General features: G+C 70.5%; 15 protein-coding genes. 6 read left to right on the top strand and 9 right to left on the bottom strand.

Annotated elements, in window-relative coordinates:
• Positions 1 to 58 precede the first annotated feature (58 nt).
• Genes hisB through hisIE form a run of 5 tightly spaced genes read left to right on the top strand, consistent with a single transcriptional unit; the run spans position 59 to position 3920 of the window.
• Positions 59 to 1189 (top strand): bifunctional histidinol-phosphatase/imidazoleglycerol-phosphate dehydratase HisB, encoded by a 1131-nt coding sequence (hisB, locus tag U3649_RS11390; protein WP_407351445.1) that lies wholly within the window; start codon positions 59 to 61, stop codon positions 1187 to 1189.
• Positions 1186 to 1788: an imidazole glycerol phosphate synthase subunit HisH gene (hisH, locus tag U3649_RS11395; protein ID WP_407351446.1), complete on the top strand. Its 603-nt coding sequence runs from the start codon at positions 1186 to 1188 to the stop codon at positions 1786 to 1788. The genes hisB and hisH overlap by 4 nt, the downstream gene beginning before the upstream one ends.
• Complete coding sequence (gene hisA, locus U3649_RS11400; protein ID WP_407351447.1) at positions 1785 to 2534, top strand: 1-(5-phosphoribosyl)-5-[(5-phosphoribosylamino)methylideneamino]imidazole-4-carboxamide isomerase; 750 nt, start codon at positions 1785 to 1787, stop codon at positions 2532 to 2534. Before hisH ends, hisA begins: the two co-directional genes overlap by 4 nt.
• A complete protein-coding gene (hisF, locus tag U3649_RS11405; RefSeq protein ID WP_407351448.1) occupies positions 2528 to 3301 on the top strand; it encodes an imidazole glycerol phosphate synthase subunit HisF in 774 nt (257 codons plus the stop codon). Before hisA ends, hisF begins: the two co-directional genes overlap by 7 nt.
• A gap of 4 nt (positions 3302 to 3305) precedes the next feature.
• On the top strand, positions 3306 to 3920 hold the full coding sequence (hisIE, locus tag U3649_RS11410; RefSeq protein WP_407351449.1) for a bifunctional phosphoribosyl-AMP cyclohydrolase/phosphoribosyl-ATP diphosphatase HisIE: 615 nt from the start codon (positions 3306 to 3308) through the stop codon (positions 3918 to 3920).
• 190 nt (positions 3921 to 4110) lie between these two features.
• Here the strand turns inward: hisIE and U3649_RS11415 are convergent, their stop codons facing one another.
• Positions 4111 to 5943, bottom strand: a complete 1833-nt coding sequence (locus tag U3649_RS11415) for a 7TM diverse intracellular signaling domain-containing protein (RefSeq protein WP_407351450.1) — start codon at positions 5941 to 5943, stop codon at positions 4111 to 4113.
• Positions 5944 to 6078: 135 nt separating this feature from the next.
• On the opposite strand from U3649_RS11415, the gene U3649_RS11420 reads away from it, so the two are divergent.
• Positions 6079 to 7608, top strand: coding sequence for a calcineurin-like phosphoesterase C-terminal domain-containing protein (locus tag U3649_RS11420; protein ID WP_407354601.1), 1530 nt, complete (start codon positions 6079 to 6081; stop codon positions 7606 to 7608).
• 326 nt (positions 7609 to 7934) lie between these two features.
• Here the strand turns inward: U3649_RS11420 and U3649_RS11425 are convergent, their stop codons facing one another.
• The 8 genes from U3649_RS11425 to U3649_RS11460 form a co-directional block, all read right to left on the bottom strand.
• Positions 7935 to 8822, bottom strand: a complete 888-nt coding sequence (locus U3649_RS11425; RefSeq protein WP_407351451.1) for a C13 family peptidase — start codon at positions 8820 to 8822, stop codon at positions 7935 to 7937.
• A complete protein-coding gene (locus U3649_RS11430; RefSeq protein WP_407351452.1) occupies positions 8819 to 9148 on the bottom strand; it encodes a putative quinol monooxygenase in 330 nt (109 codons plus the stop codon). Before U3649_RS11430 ends, U3649_RS11425 begins: the two co-directional genes overlap by 4 nt.
• Before the next feature lie 114 nt (positions 9149 to 9262).
• Positions 9263 to 9952 (bottom strand): acireductone synthase, encoded by a 690-nt coding sequence (gene mtnC / locus U3649_RS11435; RefSeq protein WP_407351453.1) that lies wholly within the window; start codon positions 9950 to 9952, stop codon positions 9263 to 9265.
• Positions 9953 to 10120: 168 nt separating this feature from the next.
• A complete protein-coding gene (locus tag U3649_RS11440) occupies positions 10121 to 10672 on the bottom strand; it encodes a 1,2-dihydroxy-3-keto-5-methylthiopentene dioxygenase (RefSeq protein ID WP_407351454.1) in 552 nt (183 codons plus the stop codon).
• Between the two features lie 227 nt (positions 10673 to 10899).
• Complete coding sequence (locus U3649_RS11445) at positions 10900 to 11544, bottom strand: methylthioribulose 1-phosphate dehydratase (protein WP_407351455.1); 645 nt, start codon at positions 11542 to 11544, stop codon at positions 10900 to 10902.
• 148 nt (positions 11545 to 11692) lie between these two features.
• Entirely contained in the window at positions 11693 to 13048 is a 1356-nt protein-coding gene (locus U3649_RS11450) for a sodium-dependent transporter (protein WP_407351456.1), read from the bottom strand.
• A 36-nt stretch (positions 13049 to 13084) separates the two neighbouring features.
• On the bottom strand, positions 13085 to 14599 hold the full coding sequence (nhaC, locus tag U3649_RS11455; RefSeq protein WP_407351457.1) for a Na+/H+ antiporter NhaC: 1515 nt from the start codon (positions 14597 to 14599) through the stop codon (positions 13085 to 13087).
• 13 nt (positions 14600 to 14612) lie between these two features.
• The gene (locus U3649_RS11460; RefSeq protein ID WP_407351458.1) at positions 14613 to 16166 is read right to left on the bottom strand and encodes an alanine/glycine:cation symporter family protein; all 1554 of its coding nucleotides are present in this window, start codon (positions 16164 to 16166) and stop codon (positions 14613 to 14615) included.
• Between the last annotated feature and the right edge of the window lie 37 nt (positions 16167 to 16203).

Raw genomic sequence — 16203 nt, forward strand, 5'->3', positions numbered from 1 at the left:
GGAGCAAGCTCCGCTCTACGGGGGTTGCGCGCGCCGGTGGGACGCGGGGGCGATGCGCATGAGCACGCCGATCCTGTTCGTCGACCGCGACGGCACCCTGATCGAGGAGCCGGAGGACTTCCAGGTCGACCGCTACGAGAAGCTGCGCCTGGTGCGCGACGTGATCCCGGCACTGCTGAAGCTGCGCGACGCCGGCTACCAGTTCGTGCTGGTCAGCAACCAGGACGGCCTCGGCGGCGATGGCTACCCGCAGGCCGCCTTCGACGGCCCGCATGCGCTGATGCGGCAGATCTTCGAGAGCCAGGGCATCGTGTTCCGCGAAGAGCTCATCGACGTCAGCCTGCCCCAGGACAACGCGCCCACGCGCAAACCGGCGATCGGCCTGGCGCTGCACTACCTGCGCGATCGCGGCATCGACCTGGAGCGCTCGGCGATGGTCGGCGACCGCGAGACCGACCTGCAGTTCGCCGCCAACCTGGGCGTCCGCGGCTTCCAACTGCGGACCGCGCAGTTCGGCGGCGACTGGGACTGGCCAGGGATCGCTCACGAGCTCGCGGATGCGCCTCGCCGCGCGCAGGTACGGCGCGACACCCGCGAGACGCGGATCCGGATCGATCTCGATCTCGATCGCGCAGCCGACGCCGAGATCGCCACAGGCCTGCCGTTCTTCGACCACATGCTCGACCAGATCGGAAAGCACGGCGGCTTCGCGCTGGCGGTGCGCGCCGAGGGCGACCTGCACATCGACGAGCACCACACCGTCGAGGACACCGGCATCGCGCTCGGGCAGGCGCTGCGGCAGGCGCTGGGCGACAAGCGCGGCATCGCGCGCTACGGGTTCGACCCGGCGGAAAGCCCGCCGCCCGACGGCGAGAGTTCCGGCCGCTACGGCTTCACGCTGCCGATGGACGAGACCCTGGCCTCGGCCGCCCTCGATTTCGGCGGTCGTCCGTATCTGGCGTTCGACGGCGAGTTCCGGCGCGAGCGCGTGGGCGATCTGCCGACCGAACTGGTGCCGCACTTCTTCCGTTCGCTGTGCGACGCGGCGGCGCTCAACCTGCACCTGCGGGTGCGCGGCGACAATGACCACCACAAGGTCGAGGCCTGCTTCAAGGCGTTCGCGCGGGCGCTGCGGCAGGCGGTCCGGCGCGAGGGGGTCGAGCTGCCCAGCACCAAGGGCGCGCTGTGATGCGCGTGGCGCTGGTCGATGCCGGCGGCGCCAACCTCGGCTCGGTGCGCTATGCGCTGCGCCGGCTCGGGGTCGAGGCGGAAGTCAGCGCCGACGCCGCCGTCATCCGCGCCTCCGACCGGGTGATCCTGCCCGGCGTCAGCACCGCGGCCACGGTCATGCGGCGCCTGCGCGAACTTGATCTCGTGGAAACGCTGCGGAGCCTGCGCCAGCCGCTGCTGGGCGTGTGCGTGGGCATGCAGCTGCTGTTCGAACACTCGGAAGAGGACGACACGCCGTGCCTGGGGCTGCTGCCGGGACGGGTGGTGAAACTGCGTGGCGAGCGCGGCATCCGCATCCCGCACATGGGCTGGAACCGGCTCGAGCCGCTGCGCGCCGCCGCCCTGGTCGACGGCATCGCCGCCGGCGCGCGGGCGTATTTCGTGCACAGCTACGCTGCGCCGGCGGGGGCCGATTGCGTGCTGGCCTGCGAGCACGGCGACCGCTTCGCCGCCGTGGTGCAGCGCGGCCACGTCGCCGGCGCGCAGTTCCATCCGGAACGCTCGGGCGCCGCGGGCGCGCGGCTGTTGCGCAACTTCCTCGGGAGCGGCGCCGCGTGAGCGAGGCATTCTCCGTCTACCCCGCCATCGACGTGCGCCAGGGCCGCGTGGTGCGGCTGGCGCAGGGCGACTATGCGCGCGAGACGCGCTACGGCGACGAGCCGCTGGCCCTCGCCCGGCGGTACGCCGCGCAGGGCGCGACGTGGCTGCACCTGGTGGACCTGGATGCGGCGCGCGAGGGCGGCTACACGCTGCTGCCGCTGCTGCGCGCCGTCGCCGCCGGCGGCGGGCTGCGGGTCCAGACCGGCGGCGGCGTGCGCAGCCGCGAGGACGTGCAGCGCCTGCTCGATGCGGGCGCCGCGCGGGTGGTGATCGGCTCGCTCGCCGTGCGCGAACCGGCGACGGTGCTGCGCTGGATCGCGGAGTTCGGCGCCGAGCGCATCACCGTGGCGCTGGACGCGCGCCGCGATGCCGCCGGTGCCTGGCGCGTGCCGGTGCACGGCTGGACCGAAGACGGCGAGGCGACGCTCGACGACGCCGTGTCCGGCTACGCCTCCGGTGGGTTGCGCCACCTGCTGTCCACCGACATCGATCGCGACGGCATGCTGTCCGGCCCGAATCTCGGCCTGTACGCGCATGTGCGCGCACGGGCTCCGGTACTGCAGCTGCAGGCGTCCGGTGGCGTCCGCGACGCCCACGACGTGGCCGCGGCGCGCGAGGCCGGCTGCGCCGGCATCGTGCTCGGCCGCGCGCTGCTCGAGGGCCGGCTGACGCTGGCCGACGCGCTGGCGGCGGCGCGATGCTGAGCCGGCGCATCATTCCCTGCCTGGACGTGCGCGACGGCCGCGTGGTCAAGGGCGTGCGCTTCCGCGACCATGTCGACATGGGCGACATCGTCGAACTGGCGCTGCGCTATCGCGACGCCGGCGCCGACGAACTGGTGTTCTACGACATCGGCGCCAGCCCGCAGGGCCGGTCGGTCGACGACGGCTGGGTCGAGCGCGTGTCGAGCCTGCTGGACATCCCGTTCTGCGTCGCCGGCGGCATCCGCGACGTGGCGACCGCGCGCGCGGTGCTGCATGCCGGTGCCGACAAGGTCTCGGTCAACACGCCGGCCCTGGAACGGCCCGCGCTGGTGTCGGAACTGGCCGATGCCTTCGGCGTGCAGTGCGTGGTGGTGGGGATCGACTCGATCCGCGAGGCGGACGGCGAGTGGCGCGTGCGCAGCCATACCGGCGACCCCGGCCGCACCCGCGCGCTGCCGCTGCGCACGCTGGACTGGATCGTCGAGGCGCAGCGGCTCGGCGCCGGCGAGATCGTGCTCAACTGCATGGACAGCGACGGCGTGCGGCGCGGTTACGACATCGAGCAGCTGGCGGCCGCGCGCGCAGTCTGCGACGTGCCGCTGGTGGCGTCCGGCGGCGCGGGCACGCCGCAACACTTCGTCGAGGCGTTCCGCGACGCCGACGTCGACGGCGCGCTCGCCGCCAGCGTCTTTCACGGCGGCGCGATCGCGATCATGGAACTCAAGCGGCATCTGCACGGGCAGGGCATCGAGGTGCGGGATGAATGAAGCCATGGCCACGTCGAACGATCTCGACCCCGAGGCCCTGGACTGGGGCAAGGGCGACGGCCTGCTGCCGGCCGTCGTCCAGGACGCCGCCACCCTGCGCGTGCTGATGCTCGGCTACATGGACCGGGCGGCGCTGGCCGCGACCCTGGAGAAGGGGTTGGTCACCTTCTTCAGCCGCAGCAAGGGCCGGCTGTGGACCAAGGGCGAGACCTCGGGCCATGGATTGGAGCTCGTCTCGATCCGTGCCGACTGTGATGGCGACACCCTGCTGGCACTGGCGCACCCGCGCGGACCGACCTGCCACCTGCAGCGCGCCAGCTGCTTTCCGGAGGCGCCGGGCAGCATGCTCGCCGACCTGGACCGGCTGCTCGCCCGGCGCGAGCGCGAACGGCCGGCGGGCAGCTACAGCACCGGGCTGTTCGAGTCGGGCGTGCGCCGCATCGCGCAGAAGGTCGGCGAGGAGGGCGTCGAAACCGCGCTCGCGGCGGTGGCCGAGGACGACGACGCGCTGCTCGGCGAGGCGGCGGACCTGGCCTACCACCTGCTGGCGCTGCTGCGTTCGCGCGGGCTCGGACTGGCCGATCTGGAACGGGTCCTGGAGGAGCGGCGAACGGCTTGAGCCCGAAGTGGCGTCATTGCCCAGAGGTTCCCCGGCCCGGTCGATCTCACGCTTGGCATGATGTCCTTCCCCCTTCGAAGAAGGGGGATTTGCTCTTGCCTTGGCTTGGCGGGGCGCCCTGCAAATCCTCCCTGCCCCCCTTTTCAAGGGGGGCTGCCATGCATGCGACGATCGAACGGTGTCCCGGATCTCAGGCTGCGCTGATGGAAGTACGGATGCAGTCGCGCCCGTTCGCCTTGGCCGCGTACAGCGCCCGGTCGGCCACCTCCAGCGCGTCGTCGGCATCGGCCAGGGCCTCGGTGCTGACGGTGTGCACGCCGATGCTGGCGGAAATGCGGATCGCATGGCCCTGCGCCTCGCAGGGCGCCTTCACCAGCGCCTGGCGGATTTCCTCGGCGATCGCGACGGCTGCCGGCAGGTCGTGCGCCGGCAGCGCGACCACGAACTCCTCGCCGCCGAAGCGCGCCAGCAGCGCCTCGTGCGGGCGCAGGGCCTTGCCGACCCGGCGCGCGGCCCAGCGCAGGCATTCGTCGCCGACCAGGTGGCCATGGCGGTCGTTGATCGCCTTGAAGTGGTCCAGGTCGATCATCAGCAGCGACAGCGGATGCTGTCCTTCGCGCGCCTCCTCCAGCATGCGTTCGAAGGCTTCGTGGAACCAGGTCCGGTTGTACAGGCCGGTCAGGCCGTCCCGGCGGCTGGAGTCGCGCAGCCGCGCGTGGGCCTCCTCCAGCTGCATCAGCGCGCTGCGCACCTCCTGCGTGCGCTGGGCGACCTTGCGCTCGAGCAGCAGGCGTGCGTCGTTGACGATGCGTTCGTTCTCGTTGCGCAACGCCGCGTAGCGATAGCCCAGCGCGATCGAGAGCAGCAGCATCTCCAGCGCCGAACCGATCTGCACGCCGTACTCGGTGGCGAAGTTCTTGGGCAGCACGCCGAACGCCAGCAGCGTGAACACCGCCGTCCCCAGCAGGAACATCGCCCACGCCAGCAGCAGCAGTTTCGCCGGCGCATAGCCGCGGCGCAGCACGTACACGGTGGCGACCACGATCCAGATCAACCCCACCAGCACCGCGCGCGAGGCGACCGGGGTGGAGATCCGGTAGGGCAGCCAGGCCGAGGCGACGCCGAACAGCACGAAAAAGGCGATCACCGCGAGACTGATCAGGTTGCCGCGCGGCCAGCGCTGCGGCAGTTCGAGGAACGTCCGCGCGAACTGCTGCATGGCCACCAGCGCCAGGCAGATCGACAACGGGACCATGCGGTCGGCGAGCCAGGGCGAGTCCGGCCACAGGTACTCGAAGCCGAGGCCGTTGAGGGTGAACAGCACGAGGCCAAACGCGCTGATGTGGAACAGGTACCAGAAATAGCTGGCGTCGCGCAGCGACAGCCACAGCACCAGGTTGTAGAAGAACAGTGCCACCAGGATCCCGTAGTACAGGCCGATCGCCAGCTGGGCGTCGCGCGAGAGTTCGATGAAGGCGCCCGGGGTGTAGAGCTCGAGCGGCACCTGCATCGAACTCTGGCTTTCCACCCGCACCAGCAGTTCGACGGGTTCGCCCGGCGGCAGGTCGAGCAGGAAATTCGGATGGCGGTAGCGCACGCTGCGCTGGTCGAAGGGCAGGTGGTCGCCGCCGGCCTGGTGCAGCACCCGGCCGTCGGCGTGCCGCAGATAGACGTCGATGCGATCGCTGAGCGGGTATTCCTGCACCAGCAGCCAGCGCCGTTCGTCGGCGTTGCGGTTGACCAGCGGCGCGTGGAACCAGAAGGCGCCGCGCTGGAAGCCGAATGCGGCGCCCGCGGGCAGCGGCCGGAACTCGCCGCGCGCGGCGCGCGCGAACGCGCCGTCGACGCGGTCGTCGGCCTCGGCGTCGTGGCGATAGGACAGATGCGTGGTCAGGCTGACGCGATCGGCGGCGGACGGCAGTTCCACGGCGGCGGCGCGCGCATCCCCGGAGGACAGGACGGCGAGCAGCAGGATGGCGCCGGCCCCGGACCACAATCGCGCCAGAATCGCGTGCTGAGCCATCATTGCTTCCCCGGGCCGCTGGAGCGGATCCCCCGTCCAGTGCGAGGTTAGTCCAGCCTTGCCGGAATTGCACCGACGCCGGGCATAATCCAGGCCCGAATGCCGGAGCCGGAAGTGGGGACTGCGATGCGATGGATGCTGTGGCCGGTGCTGCTGTGGGCGGCGTCCTGGCCGTTGCTGGCGTGCGACGCCGGGACCGTGGGCGTCGACGGAGACGGCGATGGCCGGCCGGACCGGGGCGCACCGGGCGTACGGGTGTCCGACGGCCGCCAGGTGGCGGTCGCCGACGCCGCCGGCCGCTGGCGGCTGCCCGGCCCGGCCCGGGGTCCGGTCTTCGTGATCAAGGCGCCGGGCCATGCGTTGCCGCTTCGCGACGACGGCCTGCCGGACTTCTGGCGGCCGGCGGCCGGGGAGGGCGCCGGCTGCGATTTCCTGCTCCTGCCCGCTCCCGATTCGCCGGACGACGCGCTCGAGGTGCTGGTGTTCGCCGACCCGCAGGCCGCCACCCGCAAGCAGGTCGGTTACTACCTCGACGACATCGTGCGCCCGTTGCAGGACCGTCATCGCGCCATGCTCGGGGTGACGCTCGGCGACGTCGCCAACGACGACCTTTCGCTGTACCCGGAGCTCAACCGGGCAACGGCTCTGCTCGGCGTGCCCTGGCTGCACGTCGCCGGCAACCACGACCTGGACTTCGAGGCGGCGCGCGACGAGGATTCGCTGCGCACCTTCCGCGGCGTCTACGGGCCCGACAGCTTCGCCTGGGAGGAACCGCGGGCGACGTTCGTGGGGCTGGACGACGTGGTCTACCGGCCGGGCGAGCGGCCGGCCTACGTCGGCGGGCTGCGCGAGGCGCAGTTCGCGTTCCTGGAAGCATACCTGCCGACGGTCGCGCGCGACCGCCTGCTGGTGCTGATGGTGCACATCCCGCTGTTCGATACCGATGCGAATGCCGAGACCTTTCGCCGTGCCGATCGCGAGCGCCTGTTCGCGTTGCTGCGCGATTTCCCGCACGTGCTGGTGCTGAGCGGGCACCAGCACCGGCTGCGGCAGTACTTCCACGATGCCGATACGGGCTGGCGGGGCGCGGCTCCGCTGCACGAGTTCAACGTCGGCGCGGCCAGCGGCTCCTTCTGGTCGGGCGCCGCCGATGCCGCCGGCATTCCGGACGCCACCATGGCCGACGGCACGCCCAACGGCCATGCCACCTTGCGCGTGTTCGACGACGGCGAGTACGCCCTGGACTGGCACCCCGCGCGCCTGCCCGAGGGTGACGGCGCGCGCACCGCCGCGATGCACCTGCATGCGCCGCGGGCGCTGCGCCGCGGCGCCTATCCGGCCTGGGGCGTTTACGCCAACGTCTACATGGGGCGCGACGATACCCGCGTCGAGTTCCGCGTCGGCGGGCGCGAGTGGCAGCCGATGCGCAAGGTGGCGGCGCCGGACCCGTGGCTGAGCGTCGAGAACGCGCGCGACGACCTCGCCGAATCGTTGCGCGGCTTCGACCGTTCGCCCGAGGCCGTGCCCTCGACCCACCTGTGGCGCGGCGCACTGCCGACCACGCTGGAGACCGGCGAACACGTCGTCGAGGTGCGCGCATTCGATCACCGGCACGGCGAACGTCGCGCGTCGACGTCGTATCGCCTGCTCGACGCGACGGAGTGATCGCGTGACCGCCGGATAGCCGAGCGACCCGTCGGTTCGCCTGTTCCGCGATGCCTCGGCCTGGGAGATGTGGCTGGCTGCTCGACGAACGATGCGCCAACGCTCCCGTAGAGCGGAGCTTGCTCCGCTGCACGGGCTTCCGAGCCCGCATCGCCATGCGTGCTTCGGAGCCAGGAATCGTAGAGCCGAGCTTGCTCGGCTGCGTTGGCTCCGGAGCCGAGAGCAGCGGAGCAAGCTCCGCTCTACGGTGCCGGGCCGTGTGTCGCGGCGTTGGCGTCGCGCCCTGCCGGCGAGTCCCGGACATCGCGCCGGACAAGCCGCGCAGGTCAGAGGTCCGACGGGTAGGGCACCGGCGCCGCCGGCGGCAGCAGCGCCTGCCACGCCTGCAGGCGCCTGCCGATGCGCGCGCCGACCGCGATCTGCGGCAATGACGGCTCGAAGCCGTCCTCGCGTTCGCGCTGGGCGATCCGGCGGGTGGCCTCGTCGTACGCGCCGATGAAGCTGGTGTGCCGGTTGAGGCCATCCACCAGCCACGCGTGGCCGAAGTAAGTGACGCTGGATTCGACGCCGCAACCGAACGAAGTGCGGTCCTCACGTGCCGCGGTGATCACCAGCGCGTCCGGACCCCGCAGCGCCGGCAGGAAGCCGCCGGAAAAACAGGCCGAGACCACCAGGACGCGGTTGCGGATGCCGGCCTCGTCGAGCGCGGCGCGCAGCTCGTCCGGAAGGATGACGTCGTCGACCATCGGCTCGAGCGCGACGATCAGGTCGTGCTCCTCGGTGCCGTGGCTGGTCATGAACAACAACAGCAGGTCCTCGTCCCGGTCCATCGCCTGGCCGATGCCGGCCAGCGCCAGGCGCAGGTTGTCGAGCGTGGCCAGCGGTCGCGGCGCATCCCCGAGGCTGTCGGGGTGGTTGATCAGCGAGACGACGCGCCGGTCCGCGCCGAGGCGCGCCGAGGCCAGCGTCTCGAGGTAGCGTACCTCGTTGCGGAACACGTCCTCGTAGCCGTCGCCGGCAAAACCGACGACGTAGAGGTCGGGGCGCCCCGGGCGCTGCGCCGGCAGCGCCGCGACTTCGGCCTGGATCAGGCGCCGGTCCCGGTCGGCGATGCTCTCGTCGGCCGCCTGCGCCGAGGCGAACGGCAGCGCCCACGCGGCTGCGGCGATGCACAGGCCGCCGCCGACGGCGGCGACATGCAGCGCCCGCTTCATTCCGAGAGGCCGAGGCCGCCGACCGCGGGAAATTCCGTCCGGGTGAATTCACCGGTCAGCAGCGGCATCGCCTCGGCGATGGTGGCGCGCACGCCAGGCAGCTGCAGCGAGGCGCGATGCGCGTCCTTCGAGTCCCAGACCTCGACCACCCGGATCAGGTCGGAATCCTCCTGATCGAGGCCGACCAGGTAGAGATGGCAGCCGACGGCGCTGAGATCGTCGACATCGCGCAGCAACAGCGCGACCACGGCGTCGCGCTGCCCGGGTTTGGTGCGCATGGTGCCGATGAGGCCGTAGCGGGGCGGCGTAGCGGAGGGCGTCGGCATCGGTGTGCTCCTCTCGGTGGTGGCATGGCCGGCCTGCGCGCCTGCGTGGCCCGGAGACGCGAATGCCGCCAAGGCCAGGCAGCCGAGCAGGAGGCGGCGAAGGAACGGCATGGGTCAGACGGGCTCCAGCTGATCGAAGCGCTCGATCCGCGCGTGCCCGTGCGTGGCCTCGCCGGTGCGCGGCTGCGGATAGTCCTCACGCCGATCGACCAGCACGGTGCGCAGGCCGGCTTCGCGCGCGGCGTCGAGTTCCTCCACCACGTCGGACAGGAACAGCAGCCCGTCCGGGGAGCACTCCAGCGCCGCAGCGATCCGGGCGTAGCTGGTCGCCTCGCGCTTGCCGCCGGTCTCGGTATCGAAGTAGGCGTCGAACAGCGTCGTCAGGTCGCCGGCCTCGGAGTGGGCGAAGAACAGCTTCTGCGCGCCGACCGAACCCGACGAGTAGACGGCCAGCCGGCGCCCGGCCCGGTGCCAGCGCCGCAGCGCCGTGGCGGCGTCGGGATAGACGTGCGCCGCATAGTCGCCGTTGCGGTAGCCCTGCGCCCACAGCAGCCCCTGCAGCGCCTTGAGCGCGGTGTGTTTGCGATCCTGGTCGATCCAGCCTTGCAGCGCCTCGACGATCACGTCGTCCTGGCAGGCGCCTCCCAGGTCGGTGGCCACCGTGTCCAGCCACTGCCGCACCTCGGGCTCGGCGCCGTGCAGGTGCACGAAGCGCGGCAGCTCGCGGCGGGCGTAGGGGAACAGCACGTCCTTGACGAACGAGATGCTGCTGGTGGTGCCTTCGATGTCGGTGAGGATGATCATTGTTTCGTGATTGGTGATTCGTGATTGGTGATTCGCAAAAAGCGAAAGGCGGGACCGTCATCCTCAACGCAAGCTGGGATCCATTTTGCCTTGCTGCACGGCGAAGATGAGTCCCAGCCTATGCTGGAACGACGGTTTTTGCTTTTGCGAATCATCAATCACGAATCACTAATCCCGGCCTTCATACCGCGGAAAGTGCTGCGCGATGTCGGAGCCGGTGAAATGGCCGATCCAGCCGTCCGGCTGCTGGAAGAAGCGGATCGCGACGAAGTTCGGTTCCGGGCCCATGTCGAACCAGTGGGTGGTGCCGTCGGGCACCGCGATCAGGTCGTCCTTGACGCACTCGATCTCGTACACCCTGCCGTCGACGTGCAGGGTGAACAGGCCCGAGCCGGCGACGAAGAAGCGCACCTCGTCCTCCTTGTGGAAGTGCTCCTCGAGGAACTTGCCGCGCAGTTCCTCCTTCTTCGGGTTGTCCGGCGCGATGCTGATCACGTCGACGCTGGTGAAGCCGCGCTCGGCGACCAGGCGGTCGATATCGGCGCGGTAGGCGGCGATCACCTCGTCCTGGCTGGCGCCGGCGGCGATCGGCTGCGCCGCCTGCCAGCGTTCGAAGGCGACGCCGATCTTCCGCAGCTCGCGCGCGATCTCGTCGCCGTCGTGGGTGACCAGCTCGGGGGTCTGCGGGGCGTCTTCGGCGAAGATGCGCAGTCGGCTCATGGCGGTGTCTCCTGGCTTCGAGGCAACGGGTGGAAACATGAGGCTGGTGCTGCCGAAACGCAAGTTGCCTCTCCATGCCCTCGCGGGGGCGACGGAAGTCGCGATGCCCGCAACCTTGCAGACACCCATGCAAACGGCGCCGCGACCTGTAAGACCATGTCGCGACTTCCCGGCGGCGGCATGCCGCCGCCACTCCCGCAAGGGGTGGTGAACCGCACCTGCCCGGCTTAATGCCCGGTCAGCCGGCGCAGCTCCAGCTCGCAGCCGAGCAGGAACTCGAACGCCTCCAGGTGCCGGCGCGCCTCGGCCGTGTCCCGCCCCCAGGCGTACAGGCCGTGGCCGTCGATCAGGTAGCCCCACAGCGTCTGCCGGTCGAGCAGGGCGTCGACCTGCGCCGCCAGCGTGGCCATGTCCTGGCTGTTGGGCAGTACCGGTACGTCGATCGCCGCCTCGTGGGTGGTGTTGCCGGCGAAGGCCTTGAGCAGCTCGTAGCCCTCCAGGCGCACGTGTCCGGCGCCGGCGTACAGGCGCGAGGCGACCGTCTGGTTGTGCGAATGGGTGTGCAGGATGCAGCCGACGTCGTCGAAACGCCGGTACAGCTGCGTGTGCAGCAGGGTCTCGGCCGACGGCTGGTGCTCGCTGCCGACGGCCGCGCCGTCGAGGTCGACCACCATGATGTCGCTCTCGCGCAGCCGGCCCTTGTCGCGGCCGGAGACGGTGATGGCGGCGTGGCGGGCGTCCAGCCGGTGCGAGAAGTTGCTGCTGGTGGCCGGCGTCCAGCCGTGCGCCGCCAGCTCGCGCACGTTGACGATGAGCTCGCCGGCCAGCTCGCACAGGCGGTGATGGTCGTAGGGCAGGGGCACGGCGCTCATGCTGGAAAGTCTAGCTCGAAAGCCGGGATCCGTGATTGGTGATTCGTGATTCGCAAGAGCCGACCGGATCCAGCATGCGCTGGGATGGCGGCGAAGCCTGCCTTCCGCTTTTTACGAATCACTAATCACGAATCACCAATCCCGGCCTTCACACCACCGCCCGCACCAGCACGATCAGCACCAGCAGCGGCGCCACCACGCGCATCAGCCAGCGCCAGACGAGGAACAGGGCCTCCGGCATGTCCGGCAGCTGCTCGCGCAGGATGGTGCGGTTGAGCGCCCAGCCGGCGAACAGCGCGATCAGCAGTCCGCCCAGCGGCAGCATCAGGTCGTTGGCGATGAACTCGATGAAGGTCATGATGTCGCGCCCGAGGATCCGCACCCCGGACAGCCGGTTGAGCGACAGCACCGACAGCAGGCCGAGCACCCACGACAGGCTGGCGATCGCGATGGCCGCGCGCTTGCGGCGCTTGACGCCGAACCGCTCCACCAGGAACGCGGTCGCCGGCTCCAGCAGCGAGATCGACGAGGTCCATGCGGCCACCGCAAGCAGGCCGAAGAACGCCAGCCCGTAGAGGATCCCGAACGGCATCGCCTCGAACGCCAGCGGCAGCGAGGTGAAGATCAGGCCGGGGCCGCCGCCGGCCGGGTCGAGCCCGAACGACAGCACCACCGGGAAGATCGCCAGGCCCGCCAGCAGCGCCACGCAGGTGTCGGTCAGCGCCACCGCGACGCCGACGCGTGGGATCGAGATGCCCTTCGGCAGGTAGGCGCCGTAGGTCATCATCGTGCACATGCCCAGGCTGAGGGTGAAGAACGCCTGGCCCATCGCCCGCAGGAAGGTGCCGCCGTCGATCACCGACCAGTCCGGGCGGAACAGGAAGGCCGCGGCCTGTCCCATGTACCCGGTGGTCATGCCGTAGACCACCAGCAGCAGCAGCAGCACGAACAGGGCCGGCATCAGGAAGCGCACCGCGCGCTCCAGGCCCTTCTCCACGCCGAGCGCGACCACTCCCACCGTCAGCAGCATGAAGGCGGCGTGCCAGAAGGTCAGCTCCAGCGGATCGCCGAGCAGCGCGGCGAACGTCGCGCCCGGGTCGCTGATCGGCGCGCCGCCGAACAGCTGTTTCACGTAGAGGAAGGTGTAGTGCAGGGTCCAGCCCGCGACCACGCTGTAGAAGCTCAGGATCAGGATGCCGGCGACGATGCCGATCCAGCCGATGCCGACCCAGCCGCGGCTGACCCCGCTCTCGCGCGCCAGGCCGCGCAGGGTGTTGACCGGGCTCACCCGGCCATGGCGGCCGATCAGGATCTCGGCCATCAGGATCGGCAGCCCGACCAGCAGGATGCAGCCCAGGTACACCAGCACGAAGGCGCCGCCGCCGTTGTCCGAGGTCATGTAGGGGAAGCGCCAGATGTTGCCCAGGCCGACCGCGGAACCGGTCGCGGCGAGGATGAACATCAGGCGCGAGGACCACATGCCGTGGATCGAGGTCTTGTCCATGTCGGAGTCCGAAAGAGTGCTTGGATCGGGAGTGGGTCAGTCGCGCGCGTGGACGGGCGGGGCGGGTGCCATGGGTGTTGCGGCGGCCGCTTCCGCGTCCGGTTGTGGCGGCACCCGCAGGATCTTGAAGCCGGCGTAGGCCAGCACCGTCGCCACCAGCGGGCTGACGAGGTTGAAGAACGCGTAGGGCAGGTAGTCGAGCGTGGCCACGCCCAGGGTCGCCGCCATGTAGGCGCCGCAGGTGTTCCAGGGCACCAGCGGCGAGGTGATGGTGCCGGCGTCCTCGAGCGCGCGCGAGAGGTTCACCGGCGCCAGCCCGCGGCGGCGGTACTCGGGCTGGAACAGCCGGCCGGTCAGCACGATCGCCATGTACTGGTCGGCGGCCACGGCATTGGCGCCGATCGCGGTGCCGAGGGTCGCGGCGATCAGCGAACCGGTCGATTTCGCCGCCTTGAGCACGCTGCGGATCATCCGCTCCAGCAGCCCGGTCTTCTCCATCGTCGCGCCGAACCCCATCGCGCAGACGATCAGCCAGACCGTGTTGAGCATGCTGATCATGCCGCCGCGGCTGAGCAGCTCGTCGACCGCGGCATTGCCGGTCTCGGCCCGATAGCCGTTGAACAGCGCGGTCCAGGCGCCGGACAGCAGGGTCATCGGCCGCGACAGGTCGGAGCGGTCGGCCAGTGCCAGCACCGCCTCCGGCTGGAAGACCACCGCGAACACCGCCCCGAGCAGGGCACCGATCAGGATCGTCGGGTAGGCGGGAAAGCGGAGCACCGCCAGCGTGAACACCACCGCCATCGGGATCAGCAGGTACCAACCGAGATCGAACTGCGCGCCGAGCACCGCAGGCAGGTCGCCGAAGGCCTCGGCGCCTTCGCCGCGGCCGCCGCCCCCCAGGCCGATCAGGGTGAACAGCACCAGCGCGATGGCGATGCTCGGCCCGGTGGTCCAGATCATGTGGCGGATGTGCGCGAACAGCTCGCTGCCGGCCGCGGCCGGGGCGATGTTGGTGGTGTCCGACAGCGGCGACATCTTGTCGCCGAAGTAGGCGCCGGAGATCACCGCGCCGGCGGTGATCGGCAGCGACATGTCCAGGCCCTGGGCCACGCCGATCAGGGCCACGCCGAGGGTGCCGGCCACCGTCCACGAACTGCCGATGGCGATGGCGACGATGGCGCAGATCAGGCAAGCGGCGGGGTAGAAGTACGCCGGATGCAGCAGCTGCATGCCGTAGACGATCAACGTCGGCACGGTGCCGCTGAGGATCCAGGTGCCGATCAGCGCGCCGACCGCCAGCAGGATGAAGATCGGCACCACCGCCAGCGCGACGCCCTGCACCAGGCTGTCCTGGATCTCCTGCCAGCGCATGCCGTTGCGCAGCCCGACCAGGGCCGCGATGCCGGCCGCCAGCAGCAGCGCGATCTGGTTGGCGCCGTACGAGGCGTCGTCGGCGTACAGGTAGACCGCCGTGGCCAGCATCGCCACCAGCAACAGCAGCGGCGTGAGCGCCTGCAGCAGGGAGGGTTCGCGCGAAACGGGCCGGTTCATGCGTCGGTCGATCTCAGGAGGGCAGCGGCTGGCGGCGGTAGTTGCGGATCTCGCCGCCGCGCACCCGTGCCAGGTAGTGCTCGACCTCGCGCCGCACCACCGGCGCCAGCAGGTACACGCCGATCAGGTTGGGCACCGACATCACCAGGATCATGGCGTCGGAGAAGTCCATCACCACGCCGAGGTTGCTGGACGCGCCGATCACCACGAACGCGCAGAACAGCAATTTGTAGCCCAGCGCCACCGGCCGCGATTCGCCGAGCAGGTAGCAAGCCGCCTTCTCCCCGTAGTACGACCACGCCAGCATCGTCGAGAACGCGAACAGGAACACCGAGACGGCCAGCAGGTACGGGAACCACGACAGCACCGAAGCGTAGGCCATCGAGGTCAGCTGCACGCCGTCGCCGACGCCGTCGACCTGGTACATGCCGGTGATCACGATCACCAGCGCGGTCATGGTGCAGATCACCACGGTGTCGATGAACGGCTCCCACAGCGCCACCAAGCCTTCCGAAGCGGGCTCGTTGGTGCGCGAGGCCGAGTGCGCGATCGCCGCCGAGCCGACGCCGGCCTCGTTGGAGAAGGCGGCGCGGCGGAAGCCCTGGATCAGGACGCCGATGAAGCCGCCGTAGCCGGCCTCGGGCGTGAACGCGCCGTCGAAGATGGCGCGGAACGCCGGGCCGACATTGCCGATGTCGGCGATGATGATGTACAGCCCGCAGGCGAAGTACAGCACCGCCATCACCGGCACCAGCTTGCCGGTCACGCGCGCGATCGACTTCAGCCCGCCGATGATCACCCCCGCCACCAGCACCGCCATCACCAGGCCGAACAGCCAGCCCTTGCCGGCCAGCCAGCTGTCGGCGCCGCCGCTGACCTGCAGCATCTGCTGGAAGCTCTGGTTGGACTGGAACATGTTGCCGGCGCCGAGCGAGCCGCCGATGCAGCAGATCGCGAACACCACCGCCAGCACCTTGCCCAGCCCCGCCAGCGACGGGCGCTGCTCGGCGATGCCGCGGCTGAGGTAGTACATCGGGCCGCCGGACACGGTGCCGTCGGCGTTGATGCGCCGGTACTTCACGCCCAGCGTGCACTCGGCGAACTTGGAGCTCATGCCGAGCAGGCCGGCGACGATCATCCAGAAGGTCGCGCCGGGCCCGCCGATGCTGATGGCGATGGCGACGCCGGCGATGTTGCCCAGGCCGACGGTGCCCGACAGCGCCGTGGCCAGCGCCTGGAAATGGGTGACCTCGCCCGGATCGTCCTTGCGCGAAAAGTCGCCGCGGATCAGGCGATAACCCTGGGCGAACCCGCGCACGTTGATGAAGCGGAAGTACAGCGTGAACGCGGATGCCGCGATCAGCAGCCACAGCACCACGAACGGCAGGCTGGCGCCGAAGCCGATCGGGACCGGATAGAACACCAGCCACGACACCGCGTCGGCGACCGGGGCGAAGGCGTTGTTGATGGCTTCGTCCAGGCCGGTTTCCGCCGGCGGGGCCGCGTGCACGGTGGCGGTGGACGACAGCGCGCAGAGGCCGGCGAGCGCGCGGCCGGCTGCCCTCATGCGGATCCCTCGCGTGGCGCGGGACACGGGGTCCGGA

The sequence above is a fragment of the Luteimonas sp. R10 genome (genome assembly GCF_045689605.1).
Classification (GTDB): Bacteria; Pseudomonadota; Gammaproteobacteria; order Xanthomonadales; family Xanthomonadaceae; genus Luteimonas.

Bases quoted from the DNA above. Each gene is read 5' to 3' on its own strand.
- hisB (WP_407351445.1), top strand. From the start codon at position 59: ATGAGCACGCCGATCCTGTTCGTCGACCGCGACGGCACCCTGATCGAG.
- hisF (WP_407351448.1), top strand. From the start codon at position 2,528: ATGCTGAGCCGGCGCATCATTCCCTGCCTGGACGTGCGCGACGGCCGC.
- hisIE (WP_407351449.1), top strand. From the start codon at position 3,306: ATGGCCACGTCGAACGATCTCGACCCCGAGGCCCTGGACTGGGGCAAG.
- U3649_RS11415 (WP_407351450.1), bottom strand. From the start codon at position 5,943: ATGGCTCAGCACGCGATTCTGGCGCGATTGTGGTCCGGGGCCGGCGCC.
- U3649_RS11420 (WP_407354601.1), top strand. From the start codon at position 6,079: ATGCTGTGGCCGGTGCTGCTGTGGGCGGCGTCCTGGCCGTTGCTGGCG.
- U3649_RS11425 (WP_407351451.1), bottom strand. From the start codon at position 8,822: ATGAAGCGGGCGCTGCATGTCGCCGCCGTCGGCGGCGGCCTGTGCATC.
- U3649_RS11430 (WP_407351452.1), bottom strand. From the start codon at position 9,148: ATGCCGACGCCCTCCGCTACGCCGCCCCGCTACGGCCTCATCGGCACC.
- mtnC (WP_407351453.1), bottom strand. From the start codon at position 9,952: ATGATCATCCTCACCGACATCGAAGGCACCACCAGCAGCATCTCGTTC.
- U3649_RS11440 (WP_407351454.1), bottom strand. From the start codon at position 10,672: ATGAGCCGACTGCGCATCTTCGCCGAAGACGCCCCGCAGACCCCCGAG.
- U3649_RS11445 (WP_407351455.1), bottom strand. From the start codon at position 11,544: ATGAGCGCCGTGCCCCTGCCCTACGACCATCACCGCCTGTGCGAGCTG.
- U3649_RS11450 (WP_407351456.1), bottom strand. From the start codon at position 13,048: ATGGACAAGACCTCGATCCACGGCATGTGGTCCTCGCGCCTGATGTTC.
- nhaC (WP_407351457.1), bottom strand. From the start codon at position 14,599: ATGAACCGGCCCGTTTCGCGCGAACCCTCCCTGCTGCAGGCGCTCACG.
- U3649_RS11460 (WP_407351458.1), bottom strand. From the start codon at position 16,166: ATGAGGGCAGCCGGCCGCGCGCTCGCCGGCCTCTGCGCGCTGTCGTCC.